The sequence below is a fragment of the Sphingomonas sp. GW821-FHT10F09 genome (genome assembly GCF_058809195.1).
On the sequence record NZ_JBXASI010000002.1, the window covers coordinates 508,833 to 525,263 of the forward strand.

The window sequence follows — 16,431 nt, forward strand, 5'->3', positions numbered from 1 at the left end:
GCGCGTCCGACTAGGCCCGACCGATGACGGCGATCAACGGGTCGCCCGCCCTGCCGTCCGCCAGCATCTCGACCGTGATTCTCCCGAAGCCCGCCCGCTCCAGATAGAGCTGGACCAAGGCGGCATGTCCCGTGGTGTCGAGCGAGCGCCAGATTGCGACCGCCTTGGTCGGGAAGCAGCGATTTGAAAAGCTGACGACGAACGGAGCGTCGGCCGTCAGCGCGCGGCGCACCTCGGAGAATACGCTCACAGGCTGCTGGAGATACTGCACTCCGACGCAGCACAGCGCCGCATCGAACAACTTGTTCGCCAGCGGCAATGCGGCATCGCGGTTCAGGTCCTGCACGAACCAATGGTCGAGCCGCGCATTGGCGGCGAGCTCCTCGGCGTTCATCCCTTGGCCCACGACTTCGGCATACACGCGGTCGGACGGCAGATGGCTGATCCAGCTCGACATCAGGTCCAGCACGCGAGCGCGTTGCGGGATCACGTCACCATATCGCGCGGTCAGCGCGGCGACCGCGACCTCATCGATGTGCGTTACGAGCCGCGGCGGCGCGTAGAAGGCGAGATCGTCGTCTGCGTCCTGCTTGGCAAAGGCGCCAGCCGGCAGCTCGGGGAGCGGGTCTATGTTCATGCGCCACCCCTAATGCTCGACGATCCCGTGCCGGACGGAAGCAGTGCCTCCAGCGTCGTCGGGCGAAAGCGCCGCGCGTCTACGCCAACGTCGAACTGGCGCGGCATCGGCTTGAGCTTGCCATGGCTGTGACCATGCAGATTGATCGAGCGCCGGTGCTGGCCGTTCCAGCTCCTGAACGGATAGTGGCAGAGCACTAGCAGGGTCCCGTCGACCGTCAGCTCGGCATAATCTCGAACGCTCGACCAGCCCGCCGCTTCCCCCGTCGCAGGCTCGTCGTTGTTGCCGCGCACCAAGTGCTTGGTGCCGTTCAGCCTCGTGAGCAGGCTCGCCACGTCGGACGATCGGCGCGCGACGTCGCCGAGGTGCCAGACCTCGTCGGTTGGCGCCACCGCCTCGTTCCAACCGGCAACGAGCATCTCGTCCATTTCGGCGACGCTCGCGAAGGGACGACGCTGGATGTTGATCGTGCGGTGGTCGCCGAAGTGCGTGTCTGCGGTGAAGAACAGCGTCATCGCGGCCCGTCACAGCATCTCGAGCGGACCGCGACCGCGCGGGCGCGGGAACGCGGCGTCAAGCGCCGCGAGATCGGCGTCGGACAGGATCAGGTCGGCGGCGGCGCGATTATCGCGGACGTGCGCCTCAGTGCCGGCCTTCGGGATCGCGATCGTGCCATCGCGCCGCAGGGTCCAGGCGAGCGCCACCTGCGCCGGCGTGGCGCCGATCGTCTCCGCGACACGGGCGAGCGCGGGGTAGGCGATCAGCCGGCCCTGCTCGACCGGGCTATAGGCCATCACGGGCATGGCATGATCCGCCAGCCATGGCAGCAGGTCGTGCTCCGGTCCGCGGCGGGTGAGGTTGTAGAGGATCTGGTCGGTGACGCAGCCATCACCGCCGGCGCCGACAAGTTCAGCCATGTCGGCCGTGTCCAGGTTGCTCACGCCCCAATGGCGGATCTTGCCCGCCGACCTCAGCGCCTCCATCGCCTCGACCGTCTCGGCGAGCGGGACTGATCCGCGCCAGTGGAGTAGATAGAGGTCGAGCCGGTCGGTCCTGAGCCGCCTCAGGCTCGCCTCGCAAGCCTCTGCCAGCCGCCTACGCGACGCGTTCTGCGGATAGGCCTTGCTGACGAGGAACACCTCGTTGCGCACATCACTCAGTGCGTCGCCGATGAGTCTCTCCGCCGCCCCGTCGCCATACATCTCTGCGGTGTCGATGAGCGTCATGCCGAGCTCCATACCAAGACGAAGGGCCGCGATTTCGTCGGCGCGTTGGTCGGGGCGCTCACCCATCATCCACGTGCCCTGACCCATGGCCGGCACGCTTTCCCCATCCTTCAGCGTGACTGTCTTCATCGGATCTCCATGGCCGCGACGGCAATTACCGGCACAACGTCGGAGCGGGCGTTTCGGCGCGAAGGCGAACATAGCTCCTATCAGTACCGCCAGCGACGCTTGCGCCGTCAGTCGCGGGGCCAGCATCGTCGCGGGCATGCGGGAACACAGCGAGCCGCAAGGAATCGAATTGGCCCAAATCACCTGAATGAAAGGCTGCTTTCAGGAGGCCATTCAACGCCGCTGAATGTCGACTATTGGGTCGGCGCGGACGTCGACTGATCCGGTAATCAGAGGATCCGCCTACCGCTATGGCGAAGCCGTGCGATACCCCCAAAATGGGCAATTACCGTTCGGTACTCTTGATGTCTGTAATTTCGTTGTTTGAAAGACCCGCGCCTTCCTCGTGCAGGAAGTGCAAGAATTCGCCAACTTCTTTCGGTCCAAACGTTAGGGCAAGGCCATCCATACGAATGGATATGGCTTTTTGTCTATCTGCGGACAGACCGGCGATAATTTCAACGCAGTCTTCCAGCGTTCCTTGTCCGAGCGCGTCTGCGGTCACGTCACCAGACGCATCGACCGAATAAATCGTCGCAGGCTCACTCAAGGGATATGTCGTCATCGCGTTTCCTGACCAGTCGGTGTCGATAGGAGAACGCGCTGGGGTTCATATCGGGCGCACTGACACTCGCCGTCACAGCCTTCTGATACCTGACAGTTATCTAGCGGCAAAGCCGCAAGCGAACCTGAACAAGTGGCGGGTCTTGGGGCGTGACTCAGGGGGCTTCAATGTCACTTTATTGGGTCATTGTAGCAGCGAGCGGGAGAGCCGTAGGCTTCACAACCGTTCGGTTCTGACCAATCAGCGCTAAACGTGCCCTGTTCGCTGGAACAAAGGGGGTTATCGGCAGTTAACGGCCCAACGGCCGGCGCTTCGGGGCAAGCCCCTCTCTAGCGCCGGGTCTTTATGGCAAACGAACCTTCCGAGACGCTTCCCAGCGCTCCGCCCCCGCATCTGGCAGGAGGCGCGAACCCCGACATGACGGACGACAGCAACAGCATCTTCTTCGCGGCAGTGAAGACGACACGCATGCCGATGATTGTCACCGATCCCAATCAGCCCGATAACCCTATCGTATTCGCCAACCCGGCGTTCATGGGAATGACCGGCTATAGTAGCGACGAGTTGATCGGCACCAATTGCCGCCTGCTCCAAGGTCCGGACACCGATCGCGATACGGTGGCAGAGGTACGTCAGGCGATTGAGCAGCGTCGGGAGACGACGGTCGAAATTTACAATTACAAGAAGAACGGCGCAGGCTTCTGGAACGCCTTGTTCATCTCGCCAGTGTTCGACGCCGATAACAACCTCATCTATTTCTTTGCGTCGCAGTTGGACGTCACACGTCGCCGCGATGCCGAGGAGGGGCTGCGCCAGGCGCAGAAAATGGAGGCGGTCGGACAGCTGACGGGCGGCGTGGCCCATGACTTCAACAATCTACTGACTGTCATTCAGGGCTTCGGCGACGTGCTGAAGAGCCAGATCGAGGGCGAAGGCGAGTTCGATCGCAGGCGGGCGACACGTTCGATCAACGCCGTTCTTCAGGCGGCCGAGCGGGGCGCCACGCTGACTCAGCAGCTTCTTGCCTTCTCGCGACGCCAGAAGCTGCAAGGCCGGGTCGTGAACCTGATCGACATGATCGATGAGTTGCAGCCGCTGATCGAGCGAACGGCAGGCGGCATGGTGAAGGTGAGGATCGTTCACCAGGAATCGACCTGCAACGCCCGCATCGATCCGACACAGGCTGAGCTGGCGATCATCAATATCCTGCTTAATGCCCGGGACGCGATGCCGAACGGTGGCAACATCGTCATCGAGATCAAGAACCGGTCGATCGAGGCGGGTGACAAGGGCTTTGGCGAGCTGGAGGCTGGCAATTACGTCGCGGTGACGATCACTGACGAGGGCACTGGCATGTCGCCCGAGGTGCTGGCACGCGTAGCCGAGCCGTTCTTCACGACCAAGGATCAGGGCAAGGGCACGGGTCTCGGCCTTTCGATGGTTTACGGCTTCATGAAACAATCGGGCGGGTCGCTGAGGCTTTATTCCGAGGAAGGGCACGGCACGACCGTGAGGATGCTCTTTCCGTGCGAGAATGCTAAAGCCGATCCATCGGGCGCGCAGCCGTCACGATCACTGGCCGACAAGCGCGGCACAGAAACCGTGTTGGTGGTCGAGGACCAGGTCGATGTCGGCGACTATGCCGAGACGGTGCTGTCGGAGTTCGGCTATACAGTGCTGCGCGCCGACAATGCTAACGAAGCGCTGACGTTGCTCGACGGCTCCGGGCATATCGATCTGTTGTTCAGTGACCTCATCATGCCAGGTGGCATGAACGGCGTCATGCTGGCGCGTGAGGTGAAGCGGCGTCGACCGAAGATGCGCGTGTTGCTGACCACCGGCTATGCGGAATCATCGATCGAACGCGTGGATGCCCGCGGCGCCGAGTTCGATCTGATCCAGAAGCCTTATAAGCGCAGCGAGCTGGCGACGAAGGTACGTCAGGTTTTGGAAGGACCGACCGGGATCGGCACGCACGGGGGGTGAGGCATGGAGAGTTACTACCGCGATCAGGCATTGATGTGTGCCGAGCAGGCCGCATCCACGACATTACCGAACGTCGTCGCCAGATGCAGGCGATCCGAAGCAGCGTGGCTGGTCATGGCGGAGCGGGCGGCCCGCCATACGCAGATCAAACAGGCGGTAAGAGCATGATGCTAGAGCAGATTGCGACCGTAACAATCCTTCGCTAAATCGTTCCTGTTTTGGACCGGCAACCGCTCGCCCCTATTCCGCTTCAACCTTTCGAGCCGTCGCCTGAAGTTCGGGCGGCGATCGACGCCTATGCGCGTGGACTGAACGCTTGCGATCCGATGCAGATCGGCTTCAAGATGACTCCGGTCGCGATGGTGGTCAGCGATCCGACCCTGCCTGACTGCCCGCTGATCTACGTCAACGAAGCGTTCGAGCGACTGACTGGCTTCCCTGCCGCTGAGGTTCTGGGACGCAATTGCCGTTTCATGCAGGGGCCGCTTACAGACCCTGACGACGTAGCCTGCCTCAAAGCCGCAATCGCCCGGCGCGAGCCGATCGAACTCGACCTGCTGAACCATCGTCGGGACGGGACGCCGTTCTGGAACCGTTTGATGGTGGCACCGGTCTTCTGCGAGGACGGATCGCTCCGCTATTTCGTCGCTTCGCAGATCGACGTCACGATCGAACGGCACCGCGTGCTGGAGCTGGAGCACGATCGCGAGGCGCTGGCCGCTGAGGTGGCACAACGGGATGCCGATCTGACGCAGCACAACACACGGCTGCGGCTAGCCTTGAAGGCGGGTGCCTTGGGCACCTGGACGGTCGACTTGCCCGAGTTGGTTCTGACGGCCTCGTCAGGGTGCAAGCGCATCTTCGGGCGTCCGATCGCCGAGCCCTTTACCTATGACGAGTTGGTGGCATCGATCCATCCCGAGGATCGTCCTGCGATGCAGGCCGCAGTTCTGCGGACGATCCAGCACGGCGATCCCTATCACATCGAGTACCGCATTCTGACCCCGGCAGGCGAGCAGCGCTGGGTATCGGTGCAGGGCGATCTTCAGTATCGCGCAGACGGTACGCCGCTGGCGATGTCCGGCTTCTCGACCGACATTTCGGATCGCAAGATTGCCGAAGAGCATCGGGCCGTCCTGGCTCGCGAACTAACTCACCGGGTCAAGAACACACTGGCGACGGTGAACGCGGTAGTCAGTCAGACCTTGCGTGATGCGTCATCGCTTGAGGATGCCGCAATCGCTGTATCAGGCAGGATAGCCAGCCTGGGTGCCGCGCATGAGCTGCTGATCCAGGACGAGGTCGAAGGTGCCACGATCGGCGATATCGTTGATCGCGCGCTGCTGCCCTTCAAGGACCGTGACGGTGCGCGTTTCGCGTCGCATGGTCCGTCCGTCCGGCTTCTGCCCGAGGTGACCTTGGCGCTTGCGATGACGCTTCACGAACTGGCGACCAATGCGATCAAATACGGCGCGCTGTCGGTACCGGAGGGGCGGGTCGCTATCGAATGGTCGATCAAGCGTCAGGACGGCGAGCGCCGGCTGTTTTTTTGCTGGGCCGAGCATGACTGCCCACCCGTGACGCCGCCTACCAGGACTGGGTTCGGCACACGCATGATCGAGCGCGTGCTGCGTCGCCATGTGCGTGGTGGTGCGGCGATTCATTATCTGGAGAGCGGCGTTCGGTTCGAGATCGAAGCTTTGATCTGATGCTGATCTCGTGGCAGATATACCATGATCGAGATTAAAGCGGCCGTTAAACGAACCCCCTTCGCGCTGAAGCATTGATGCACGACCATGTGTCATGTGCTCATCATCGAGGATGATTGGCTGATCGCCGATCATATCGCCCAGCTGATCGAAGCTGCTGGTGCGAGTTCGGTCGACATGGCTGATACCGAGGACGATGCTGTCGCGCAGGCGCTCTCTCATCCGCCCGAGGTGATTATTTCAGACGTCAATCTAAAGGCGGGCGGGAACGGCCCGGATGCGGTCAAGCGGATCGTCGCTGCGCTTGGCGAGCGGCCCGTCTTGTTTGTGACCGGCGAACCCCGAGCTTTTCAGCCTCAATCGCCGGCAATGCGAGTCCTGCACAAGCCGGTGGATGATCGGGCGTTGGTTGCCACCTTTCGTGCTATCGCTCCAATTCCATAAGGAACTGCCGAGTATTTCTGATCCGATCATCGCATAGGTGACGGTTGCAGGCGCAATGAGTTACGCATGGGGATGTATACGAAAATCGTTGAGCGCATCTGCCGTAAGGCATTCGTCGCCGTCAATGAGCGGAACTACGAGGTCCTGCTGTCGATGTGCGATCCGCATATCACTCACCGCTTCGGCGGGTCTCACGCGCTGGGAGGCATCCGTAACAACCGTGATGACCTGCAACGCTGGTTTGAACGGTTGGGTCGCGTCGTTCCGAGCCTTACCCTGACTATCGAAGACATATGGGTGAAGGGCGGCCCGTGGAAGACGACGGCTATCGTGCGGTGGACCTCAACCGGGATACCTCTTGATGGGCAGCCTTATGAGAACCACGGCGTCCACGTCGTAGAGATGCGTTGGGGCAAGGCCGTTTCGATCGACGCCAATGAGGACAGTCAATCGGTGGCAGATCTTCTCCAGCGACAGGCGGCTTGGGGAATCGAGGAGGCCGTAGCACCGCCGATCCAGTCATAGCACCTTACTTGCCACGTCCTGATTGCATCATGTTAGCGTCAGAACCGTTCGGTTGCGATACCCGCTATCGACCGCAGAACAGATTAACGACGCTGTTCGGCGCATCAGGTCCGAAGAAGCGGCAAAGGTTGACGGCACTGGCCTCTGCCACTCGTGTGCTGCGCGTGAAGAGGTCGCGTTCATATGTTGTGAGCGCGGCATCCGGGGCACCGGGATAGTCGATAATGGCGTGGGCAAGTTGGAGGCCATCGAGCATGGCGAGGTTGGCGCCCTCGCCGGCAAACGGCGACATCAAATGCGCCGCGTCGCCGAGGAGCGTCACGCCCGCCTTGGGTGGCCACGTCATACCAACCGGAAGAGCGTAGATGGGGCGGAGCACGGGAGCGCTGTCGGCTCCGACGATCAGGGCGCGCAGCGATGGCGCCCAATTGGCGAACAGGGCGCGCAACTGCTCCACCGCGGTGCCGGGATCGCCATCGAGCCACGCCTCGGGCCGGTTTACCGCTACATAGGTGTGGATGCTGCCATCGGCGTTTCTATGCGCCAGGATGCCCTGACCGGGTGCGACCGCCATCAGCGTGCCCGTGCCGATGATACCGGAAGCAGCCGTGGCGCGGCTGTCGCCGGCGGGCAGCATAAGTTCGAGGAAGCAGGTGCCGGAATAGATCGGACGAACATCCGACAACAGCGGGCGTACCCGCGACCAAGCACCGTCCGCGCCCACCAGCAGCGTCGTCTCCACGGACGGACCGTGAGCGAACGACAGAACGTGACGGCCAGGACCGCTTGGCCGAATGGCCACAACCTTGTGGTCCCACCGCACCGCACCCGCAGGCAGCGCGTCGAGCAGCAGCCGGCGCAGGTCGCCGCGATCAATCTCCGGGCGGGCCGACCCCGGATCGCCCGGCCGATCGAGCAACACGGTCGCCGCCTGGTCCATGATCCGCTTGGCGTCCTCGCCGGGACGGACGAGCGCTAGAAACGCGTCGAACAGCCCTAGTTCGCGTAGCGCGCATTGGCCGCTCTCCTCATGCAGATCTAGAAGGCCGCCTTGCGCCCGTGCCGTTGCCGACGCCTCTCCCTCATAGATCACAGCCGGGATGCCGTGGCGGTGCAGCATCCCAGCCAGCACCAGCCCACTAAGCCCCGCGCCGACGATGGTGACGGCTTCTGTTATAACACGCGCTCCTTGTCCGGCACGGATGGTGCCCGCACCGAGTTTCGTGGAGCTGCTGGACGGCCAACGGCCGACGTGCGCGCGAGGGCGAGAAGCGATCCCACCAACGTTTTTCGCAGCGATTCGGGATTAGTGTCGCTAGCTGCCGAGAGCAACAACCCGGTCACGTCGGCAGCAGGAACCGCATCATGGCCGGGTACGTCACGGCGTCATGACAAGCAGCGACGGGGTGGCCGACGCCAGCATGCGACTATCCGCATTGGTCAGGCGCGCCTCCGCGGTGTCAGAACCGTCCGGTTGTGACACCCCTGCCTCACCCACGCAATCTCGGGCATTCGAAGGTGTCAAAAGGCTGCGCCAAAAGGCCGGCCGACACGATGACTCGACCTGAGCACAACACCCGGGATCAAGGCGCAGTGCCTGAAGGCGACTGCGATGAACGAACGACCGGTTGAAGGAAGTGAATCGAGCCGTCTGGGTGACCGAAATTGGGTCGTCTATACTGGCGATGCAAAGACCTCACCCGCTTGCAGCAGGCCCTGACTCATGATCGGCACGTCGCAAGTGCGCTCGTTCAAAATCTGTTTCTGCCGGGGAAGCCGTCTACACATCGAACGTCTCGACACGTCCTGCAGTGTGTCTGGTCAGACGCTAGCTTGGATGGATGTCGCGGTCCGTGCATCGGAATGTGACCGGGCGTACGCGGCGTGCTCGAACCAGGGCGTGATGAGCAAATGCGGGACGGCGAGCGCGGCGATTCCGGCGAATAGCGGCCGCACACCAGATGGGTCCCAGCGAAGGAGCAGGCCCCCCGTCAGCGCAACCAGGACGAGCGCGGCAACGAGCACCGGTGCAGTCGCACGTAAATAGGCGGCGGTGGTGAAACAGCCGAGCCGAATACGCCGCTCGATCGTCTGAGGCACCGCGTGCAGCATCAGGAAGCCGACAGAGAAGCCGATGAGCGGCGGCAGCACGAGCAGCGACACCGTTCCCGTGAGTAGACGCGCGTCTCGGCGCCGGACCGCGCATGCCAAAAGCCAAGCCGAGGCCGCACCGCCGGCGACAGCCATGGTCGCAGCCATCGCCACGGCGCTAGTAGTCCCGGCAAGGCGAAGGATGTCGGCCAGGGCCCCCAAGTGAAGCGTCGCGGGTGTGGTGACGAGACTGATGCCGCGCGCGATCCTCTCGAATGGCCTGTCCTCGGAGGCATCCTCCAGCCCGAAATGGACCGCGGAGGCGATAAGGAAGGCCGGGAGCGCAATGGCGGGATCAGCGACCCACCACCACAGACAGGTTGCGCCGACGAGGCCGTACAATGCGATGAACGATGCACGGCGCGCGGGCGCTACGATCGCCAGGTCGCTGGCGCCATGCGCCATGCCGATCATCCCAATCGCGATGACGGCAAAGGCAAGCTGGATGGCCAGCCCGCCAAAGGCGGCGGCCCCGGCCACCGCCAGCAGGGCACCCCAGCCGATGGCTGGAGCGCGCATCTTCACGACCGCAACCCGCGTGCGTCGTCGTGCTGCGCCAGCGCTTTGTCGACATTGGCGGCCGCATAGAAGGCGTAGACGACCTTCGCGACGACATCCATGATGAGGATCGCCCAGACTGATGTCGGATCGGTGATGATATTCATCCCCTCGGGGCCGATCAGGAAGACGATCGGGTACAGAAACCAGACGACGGTGAGGAAGCCGACGTTCTTCTTGTAGGCGGCACCCAGCGCCGTACCACGGCTCGCCGCGAGCGTGCGCAACGGGCCCCACAGGAGATAAAGGACGCCGAGGAACGCGGCGCACGACCAGGCATACCAAATCCATTTGGCCAGCGAGGGCGCGGCCAGCGATGAAACCAGACCGGCGATGATCATCAATACGTCGAGGACGATGATCGCCGTGAGATGCCCACCGACCTCGCCGGTGCGCCCATGCTCGTGGAAGGCCAGGAGGACGAGGCTCGACAGCAGGATCGGGGTCGTCACTGACCAGTCGAGATAGCGTGCAAGATAGGTGACCGAGCCATCGAACTTGACTAGCGTCCCGATACCGAAGGCCATGGTTAGATAGGCGGTCGCCGCAATGAACGGCACGCTGGCGTGCAGCAGCGTATGGTGGCCTGACGGATGCGTCTTCTTGCCGGTCGCGTAGATCGCCAGCGAACCAAGCGACATGACGGTGAAGCCAATAATGAAGGCAGTCTGATCCATGCGGGGACACCCCAGTACGAGGGGACGACCCGGTGCCGACCCAGCGGCAATAACACGGATTGTATCTTTTTGTGTCCACGACGATCGGTAGCGTGGCGAACATCGTTCGGGTCGTCGTCCAACCCCTCTCCAGGCACCGATTGCGACGCACGGGTCCCGTCGATCATCGGGTACACAGGGCGCCTGACCTACTCTCCCGTTCCTGCGGCCACTTGTTCACTCCCAGTCGACTGGTTGCCCCGCTAATTTCAAGTTAACGAATGGCAGGAGGTAGGAGGTGGAGAGGGCGGCCTGAGCGACTGATTCTGGGTCACATTACCGTTCCGAGTGGCGTTCCTTCGAGGGCCGCGAGTGTGCCCATGGTGCCGCGATCGATTGTGTCCAGAAAAATCGTCTTTGCCGCCTTGGTGTCGCCTTTCCTCTGCAACTCGGCATGCGCTTGCAGGAATGCGGTGCTCCACGTCGCTGTGACAAGCGCGGCCGCCAGATGTGCGTTCGTCCCATCCTCCTCCTCACCCACTTCATCCCTCAACAGAAGGGCCAGATCCTTTGCGAAGTCGTCCCGCATCTGACGCGCGCGGGCTTTCAACGTCTCGCTGGCCTGCGCCGTCTCGAAGAAAGTGCGCGTATGCTTGAACGGTGCGAAGACGTTGGACGGCTCAGCGATGATCTGGTGTGCGAGCGTCGCCAGCGCCTGGATCGGCGACATGCTGGACGGGCGCGAGCGAATGGTGTCGAACGCCAGATTGCGCATCTCGTCCTCGCGGTCGAAGAACATGTCCTCTTTGCGCGGGAAATGATTGAAGACCGTCATGCGGCCGACATCAGCGGCATCGGCAATTTCGTCGATGGTCACCTGATCAAAGCCGCGCGACATGAACAGACGCGTTGCGACATCTGATATCGTTTGCCGGGTGGCCAATCGCTTGCGGGTTCTTCGATCCAAATCCGGATTCTCTTTCTGGATTGCATACATATATGTACCCGGTACATATAGGTGGCCTGTCTATTCTGGAGATGCTGACATGCTGTCGTCAACCCGTGCGCTGAAGAATGGCGAGGCCGATCGTGGCACCGCCCTGGTCAGCGGCGCCAGCTTCGCCGGCCTTGCGACTGCCTTCTGGCTGAATCGGCTAGGGTATCACGTCACCGTGGTCGAGACGGCTCCCGCGCTGCGTCGTGGTGGAACCCCGGTAGACATCGAGGGCGAGACGATCGACATCCTGAGGCGAATGGGCCTCGTCGATTGCGTCCGGGCCAAGGCACTGCCTTCGCGCCGCTTCGCGTTCAAGGTTGCGGACGATGGCACTCTGGGCGCGATCGGGACCAGCGGCGATCATGCCTCCCATGAGCGGTACGAAATTCATCGCGACGATCTGCTCGACGTCCTGTCTGGCGCGGTTGCGGATACGGTCGATCTGCTGTTCGGCTGGTCTATCGCAGGTATCGAAGAGCAGGCCGGTGGCGTGTCGGTGACCTTCGATAACGGAGAGCGGCGCAATTTCGCCCTTGTCGTCGGCTGTGATGGCAATCGGTCCAACACGCGCAAGCTGGTGTTCGGCGGCGGCGATCAATTCACGCATTTCATGGGCGGCTACTTCTTTCTGAAGGTGGTGCCGCAAACCGACCTTCTCGATGCCAACACGACGGAGGTGTTCCGCACGCCCGGGCGGATGGCGATGCTCAACGGGTATGACGATCGCACCGACATCGGCTTCGGCTTTCGGACGGACGGCGAGATCGACTATGACTACCGTGACCGGATGCAGCAGTGTCGAATGATCTACGACCGGTTCGCCGATTTGGGTTGGAAGGTGCCAGCGATGCTCGCGGCATCAGACGGGGACGACGACTTCTATTTCGACCGGATCAACCAGATCCGGATGCCTTGCTGGTCGCGGGGGCGGGTCGTGCTGGTCGGCGATGCGGGCTATTGCGTTTCGCCGCTTGCAGGACTTGGCGGATCGATGGCGATCATCGGCGCGGGTCGCCTGGCGGACGCGCTGGAGCGGTACCCCGACGACCTGACGCTGGCATTCAAGGACTATGAGGAGGAACTGCGGCCGTTCGTCGAACAGGTTCAGGAGCGCGCCGCGACCGAGGGCATGTCGACCATGTGTCCAGCCGATGAGGCCGAACTAACCGCGCGCAATCGGGAGATCGCGGCGGGTGCGGTGGGCTGGTAGCGCATCGAACAGCGACGACGATCATCTCACTGCCCGGTCAGGCGTTCCCAATTGGCATGCGCGAGGCCAATGCGGCTCGTCTCGTCGAGCGGTGCCGTTTCCAGGAACCGTCGTGGTTCGCCACCCTCCCTGTACTGATAGGGGAAGTCGGTGGAGAACAGCAGCCGCTCCGGACCGACGATCGCGATGCAGCGTCGCAGATAGTCATCGCTCCACATGCCGCTGCCGGTGACGTAGAGGTTCTGCCGAGCATAGTCGAAGAGCGAGCGTTGCAGGGGAAGGGCGCGGCCGAGCACCGTCGCGGTGCGCTCGAGATAGAAGAGCACGACCTCACCCCAATGACCGAGGATGATCTGCAGCGTCGGCAGCTCATCGAAGACACCCGCTGCGGCGAGCCGGACCCAGGCCAATCCCGCCTCGTAATGCCAACCCAAGCCGAAGGCCGCGAGCGCAATGTCCGCACTATCGCCCATCCCGGAGTAACTCGCCTCGCGCACCGCGGGAGGCGGCGTTTGCGGATGGATGAAGAGCGGAACGCCGAGTTCGGCTGCCTTGGCCAGCATCGGGCGCAGCGCCAAATGATCGAGGTGGCGCTCGCGCGTCCGCCCGCAGAGCAGCGCACCCTTCAGGCCAAGCTCGCGGACGGCGCGCTCGAGTTCCCATGGTGCCGCGTCGGGATCGGAGGTCGGCAGTGCGGCGAGGCCCTGAAATCGGCTGGGATGACGCACGCACGCCTCGGCGATCAGGTCGTTGACGCGTCGTGCCGTCGAGTTCGCGGTGGCAGCCGGGAGGTTGTGAAGGCCGGGCGTGGTGAGCGACAGCACCTGCACGTCGACGCCCTGTTCGTCCATCAGCGCGATCCGGCCTTCCCCGAGGTCAGCGAGGCGGCGCCCATTCTCACCGCCATCGGCGAAGGCGGATACGGGATCATGTGGCGGCGGCGCGGCGTTCCATGCATCGCGCACGAACCCTGGCAGGACATGCTCTTCAATCGCGATCAGGCGCATCGTGCGATCCATCCTTGGATGTTCCAGCTTTAACTTACTGAACCGGCGTTCGTTTCAGAGACGCGAGAGGCGTCGAGAGGCCGATCGTCAGGAAGGCCTTGCCGACTGTTGTTCGCTTCTCCTCCATTCGGCAGTGCGCAGCGCGACATAGTCGCGCAGAAGCTGCACCCGGCGCGGCCGGAAGCTGTGTCCGATCCGCTCGAGCGTTCCGATCCGGGGTACCTCGAACGTCCGATGGGATGCCCGCATCAGGCACCAAGCCACCAGCATCAGGGTCTTGGGGCTGTAGGACATGCCGAGCGGCAGGATCTCGCGTTCGGTTCGCTGCCCCTTCGCGTCGCGATAGAAGATCCGCACGCTGAACTCGTCCCAACAGGCCTGGCGCAGGAGATTAAGATCGATCGTGATAGCGGCACGCGGCTCGGGCGCGCGCCAGGACCGCATCGTCGCGTGCGCCGCCTGCCGCGCCTGCCGATCAGGCAAGGTGGCTACGATCCGGGCGAGCGCGTCGCGTCCTGCCGCCGTCAGCGCGTCGTCACCGAAGTCGCGGAGGCTGGCGATGCCGAGCATCAAGGCCTCTATCTCAAGGCGGGAAAAACTCTGCGGCGGTAACGCCGGGTCCTCGGTCAGGGTGTAGCCGTAGCCCGCCGCCCCGTCGATCAGCACTCCGCCCGCGCGCAGCGTTGCAATGTCACGATACAGTTGCCGCGTCGAAACCTCTGTCTCCGCCGCGAGGCGGGTCGCCGTCACCGGTTGGGGCAGTCGCCGCAGCGTGTCGAGCAACCGCATGAGGCGATCCGATCGTGCCATTCCTGCTGCCCGAAATTGTCAGGAGCTACCTCTTAGAAGGACGATGACACCCAAAGCAAGGAGCAACAAATGCGCACCCTCTATTACTCGCCCAATTCCCGGTCGGACACCGTCGTTGCTCTGGTGCGCATGCTTTCCGCCGATATCGCGCTACGCGAGGTGACGATCCCGCGGCAGGACGGGTCGGGTGAGCGCGATCCCGCCAACCCTCACCCGGAAGGCAAGGTACCCTATCTGACCGATGGCGAGGACGCGGTACGCGAGCGTGGCGCGATCATGCTTTATCTGACCGATGCTTATCCCGCGGCAGGTCTTGGCCCGCTGCCGGGCGAGGCGGGGCGTGGCGCCTATCTGTCCTGGTTGTTCTACTATCAGGGCGTCATGGAACCGGTGCTCATCCTAAAGTGGGCGAACGTCACGCATCCGGCGCTCACCGCCGGGCTGCGCGACTTCGACACGATGATCGAACGGCTGGCCGAGCCGCTGCGTCGTGGCCCGTGGCTCCTCGGGGAGCGCTTCTCCGCGGCTGACATGCTGTGCAGTTCGCCGTTCTTCTGGTTCGCCGATATGATGCCCGCGGATCCGGCAATCCGCGACTGGGTCGCACGTTGCGCCGAACGGATGAGTGCTACAGCACAGTAGCGACACGTCTGCGAAGACCCGGCGGCATCGTTGGCGCCGGGCAGATGCAACCAGCCGGCGGTTTAAGGCCGCACAGAAGCCGCAAACTGTTCACGCGAACGAGTATGAACCTATGTCCGCTTCTCGGAGCACTGGTGATGAGGCATGAGCGTCTGTAACTGGGTCGTGGAAGCCACAGCTCATGCCGGAGATCTGATACTCGAAAGCACGAACTTAGTTCAGCTTATCGTCCGCTCACGCCCAAGAGCAGACATTCGTGGCATCGGCTGTCGAATAGCCGACTTCGCTTGCTTGCGTACGTTTGCACCTGCTGTTCAATACCCGCGTTGGCTGGTCGACCAGCCTTACGACACGACGGTGCGGCGAGGAGCCCCCTCCATCTTCCAACCGTTCTTCGTCCGTCTGTAACTAACTTGGTATCCTGCGCCGCACATGACTTTGCATTTGAAGCCCATACCAATCGTGGCGCGATTTCCATTCGCATCAACCTGGGGCACGGTAATTGTGTAGATAAAGCGGAGTGGTCCGGCCTTGCTATCCGCTATTTCCTGATCTGCTTCGGTTGCTATCTTAAAGCTTTTCGGGATCGCATTTTGTAACTGGGGGCAGACATCCAATAACGTTGGATTGTACAGATTAGGCCTGACATTGAAGTAAGCATCATAGCCGGGATCAGGCGGGATCGCGGTTAGAAGGTCCTGCATCGCGACATAGCCAATCGCGCATAATTGCTTCGTATCGAACTGCGTCGGCAGCGATAGCTGCACCAGCGCCGCGACGAACCCTGCCATCGTTAACTCAAACATGGCGTAGCTCCCCTGTTCTTTGCCCGTGACACGGCTCGTAGTCGCACGGGAAGGTAAGCCGAATGTCTGCTTTCCACCAGATCACGACATTCGTCAGCGGATGGCCGGAGTAGCAAGCTGGTCGTTTGCGACGATGAACAAGCGGCCGGGCATTGTCAGCGCAAATGCACCGGCTGGTAATCAGGGCAGTGTAGGGCTGTGACATGCCCCGACCGCACAAGCCAGCCACGCCATTCCGCTATTTCAACTCATCGCCTGAGGTGATCCGGCTGGTGGTGCTGATGTACGTCCGTTTTCCGTTATCGCTGCGGAACGTGGAGGACCTGCTGTTCGA

The 16,431-nt window shown here is 62.5% G+C and carries 18 protein-coding genes and 1 pseudogene; 8 read left to right on the forward strand and 11 right to left on the reverse strand.

Going from position 1 to position 16,431, the window contains the following annotated elements; genetic code table 11:
- Positions 1 to 10 precede the first annotated feature (10 nt).
- The 4 genes from AC1RTO_RS10485 to AC1RTO_RS10500 form a co-directional block, all read right to left on the reverse strand.
- Positions 11 to 637 carry a methyltransferase domain-containing protein gene (locus AC1RTO_RS10485; protein ID WP_493160808.1) on the reverse strand — a complete coding sequence of 209 codons (627 nt, stop codon included), beginning with the start codon at positions 635 to 637 and terminating at the stop codon, positions 11 to 13.
- The gene (locus AC1RTO_RS10490; RefSeq protein WP_493160809.1) at positions 634 to 1,152 is read right to left on the reverse strand and encodes a metallophosphoesterase family protein; all 519 of its coding nucleotides are present in this window, start codon (positions 1,150 to 1,152) and stop codon (positions 634 to 636) included. The genes AC1RTO_RS10485 and AC1RTO_RS10490 overlap by 4 nt, the downstream gene beginning before the upstream one ends.
- A gap of 9 nt (positions 1,153 to 1,161) precedes the next feature.
- A complete protein-coding gene (locus AC1RTO_RS10495) occupies positions 1,162 to 1,992 on the reverse strand; it encodes an aldo/keto reductase (RefSeq protein ID WP_493160837.1) in 831 nt (276 codons plus the stop codon).
- Positions 1,993 to 2,317: 325 nt separating this feature from the next.
- Entirely contained in the window at positions 2,318 to 2,596 is a 279-nt protein-coding gene (locus AC1RTO_RS10500) for a hypothetical protein (RefSeq protein WP_493160810.1), read from the reverse strand.
- Between the two features lie 345 nt (positions 2,597 to 2,941).
- Here AC1RTO_RS10500 and AC1RTO_RS10505 point away from each other — a divergent pair, with 345 nt between their 5' ends.
- From AC1RTO_RS10505 to AC1RTO_RS10525, 5 genes are all read left to right on the forward strand, one after another.
- On the forward strand, positions 2,942 to 4,582 hold the full coding sequence (locus AC1RTO_RS10505; RefSeq protein ID WP_493160811.1) for a histidine kinase famiy protein: 1,641 nt from the start codon (positions 2,942 to 2,944) through the stop codon (positions 4,580 to 4,582).
- 3 nt (positions 4,583 to 4,585) lie between these two features.
- On the forward strand, positions 4,586 to 4,750 hold the full coding sequence (locus AC1RTO_RS10510) for a hypothetical protein (RefSeq protein ID WP_493160812.1): 165 nt from the start codon (positions 4,586 to 4,588) through the stop codon (positions 4,748 to 4,750).
- A 50-nt stretch (positions 4,751 to 4,800) separates the two neighbouring features.
- Positions 4,801 to 6,291, forward strand: coding sequence for a PAS domain-containing protein (locus AC1RTO_RS10515; RefSeq protein ID WP_493160813.1), 1,491 nt, complete (start codon positions 4,801 to 4,803; stop codon positions 6,289 to 6,291).
- Positions 6,292 to 6,387: 96 nt separating this feature from the next.
- Complete coding sequence (locus AC1RTO_RS10520; RefSeq protein WP_493160814.1) at positions 6,388 to 6,735, forward strand: response regulator; 348 nt, start codon at positions 6,388 to 6,390, stop codon at positions 6,733 to 6,735.
- Positions 6,736 to 6,801: 66 nt separating this feature from the next.
- Entirely contained in the window at positions 6,802 to 7,260 is a 459-nt protein-coding gene (locus AC1RTO_RS10525) for a nuclear transport factor 2 family protein (RefSeq protein ID WP_493160815.1), read from the forward strand.
- Between the two features lie 64 nt (positions 7,261 to 7,324).
- On the opposite strand, the gene AC1RTO_RS10530 is transcribed toward AC1RTO_RS10525, so the two are convergent.
- The 4 genes from AC1RTO_RS10530 to AC1RTO_RS10545 form a co-directional block, all read right to left on the reverse strand.
- Positions 7,325 to 8,464, reverse strand: coding sequence for an FAD-dependent oxidoreductase (locus AC1RTO_RS10530; protein WP_493160838.1), 1,140 nt, complete (start codon positions 8,462 to 8,464; stop codon positions 7,325 to 7,327).
- A 617-nt stretch (positions 8,465 to 9,081) separates the two neighbouring features.
- Positions 9,082 to 9,930 carry a Brp/Blh family beta-carotene 15,15'-dioxygenase gene (locus tag AC1RTO_RS10535; protein ID WP_493160839.1) on the reverse strand — a complete coding sequence of 283 codons (849 nt, stop codon included), beginning with the start codon at positions 9,928 to 9,930 and terminating at the stop codon, positions 9,082 to 9,084.
- A gap of 2 nt (positions 9,931 to 9,932) precedes the next feature.
- Positions 9,933 to 10,646 (reverse strand): bacteriorhodopsin, encoded by a 714-nt coding sequence (locus AC1RTO_RS10540; RefSeq protein WP_493160816.1) that lies wholly within the window; start codon positions 10,644 to 10,646, stop codon positions 9,933 to 9,935.
- A gap of 310 nt (positions 10,647 to 10,956) precedes the next feature.
- Complete coding sequence (locus tag AC1RTO_RS10545) at positions 10,957 to 11,622, reverse strand: TetR/AcrR family transcriptional regulator (RefSeq protein ID WP_493160817.1); 666 nt, start codon at positions 11,620 to 11,622, stop codon at positions 10,957 to 10,959.
- Between the two features lie 49 nt (positions 11,623 to 11,671).
- Here AC1RTO_RS10545 and AC1RTO_RS10550 point away from each other — a divergent pair, with 49 nt between their 5' ends.
- Positions 11,672 to 12,832 (forward strand): FAD-dependent monooxygenase, encoded by a 1,161-nt coding sequence (locus AC1RTO_RS10550; protein WP_493160818.1) that lies wholly within the window; start codon positions 11,672 to 11,674, stop codon positions 12,830 to 12,832.
- Between the two features lie 26 nt (positions 12,833 to 12,858).
- Here the strand turns inward: AC1RTO_RS10550 and AC1RTO_RS10555 are convergent, their stop codons facing one another.
- Positions 12,859 to 13,839, reverse strand: a complete 981-nt coding sequence (locus AC1RTO_RS10555) for an amidohydrolase family protein (protein WP_493160819.1) — start codon at positions 13,837 to 13,839, stop codon at positions 12,859 to 12,861.
- A gap of 87 nt (positions 13,840 to 13,926) precedes the next feature.
- A complete protein-coding gene (locus AC1RTO_RS10560) occupies positions 13,927 to 14,628 on the reverse strand; it encodes a helix-turn-helix transcriptional regulator (RefSeq protein WP_493160820.1) in 702 nt (233 codons plus the stop codon).
- Positions 14,629 to 14,718: 90 nt separating this feature from the next.
- Here AC1RTO_RS10560 and AC1RTO_RS10565 point away from each other — a divergent pair, with 90 nt between their 5' ends.
- Complete coding sequence (locus tag AC1RTO_RS10565; protein WP_493160821.1) at positions 14,719 to 15,291, forward strand: glutathione S-transferase family protein; 573 nt, start codon at positions 14,719 to 14,721, stop codon at positions 15,289 to 15,291.
- A gap of 344 nt (positions 15,292 to 15,635) precedes the next feature.
- On the opposite strand, the gene AC1RTO_RS10570 is transcribed toward AC1RTO_RS10565, so the two are convergent.
- On the reverse strand, positions 15,636 to 16,097 hold the full coding sequence (locus AC1RTO_RS10570) for a hypothetical protein (RefSeq protein ID WP_493160822.1): 462 nt from the start codon (positions 16,095 to 16,097) through the stop codon (positions 15,636 to 15,638).
- 203 nt (positions 16,098 to 16,300) lie between these two features.
- Between AC1RTO_RS10570 and AC1RTO_RS10575 the strand changes: the two are divergent.
- Positions 16,301 to 16,431, forward strand: a pseudogene (locus AC1RTO_RS10575) (IS6 family transposase); the annotation flags it as partial.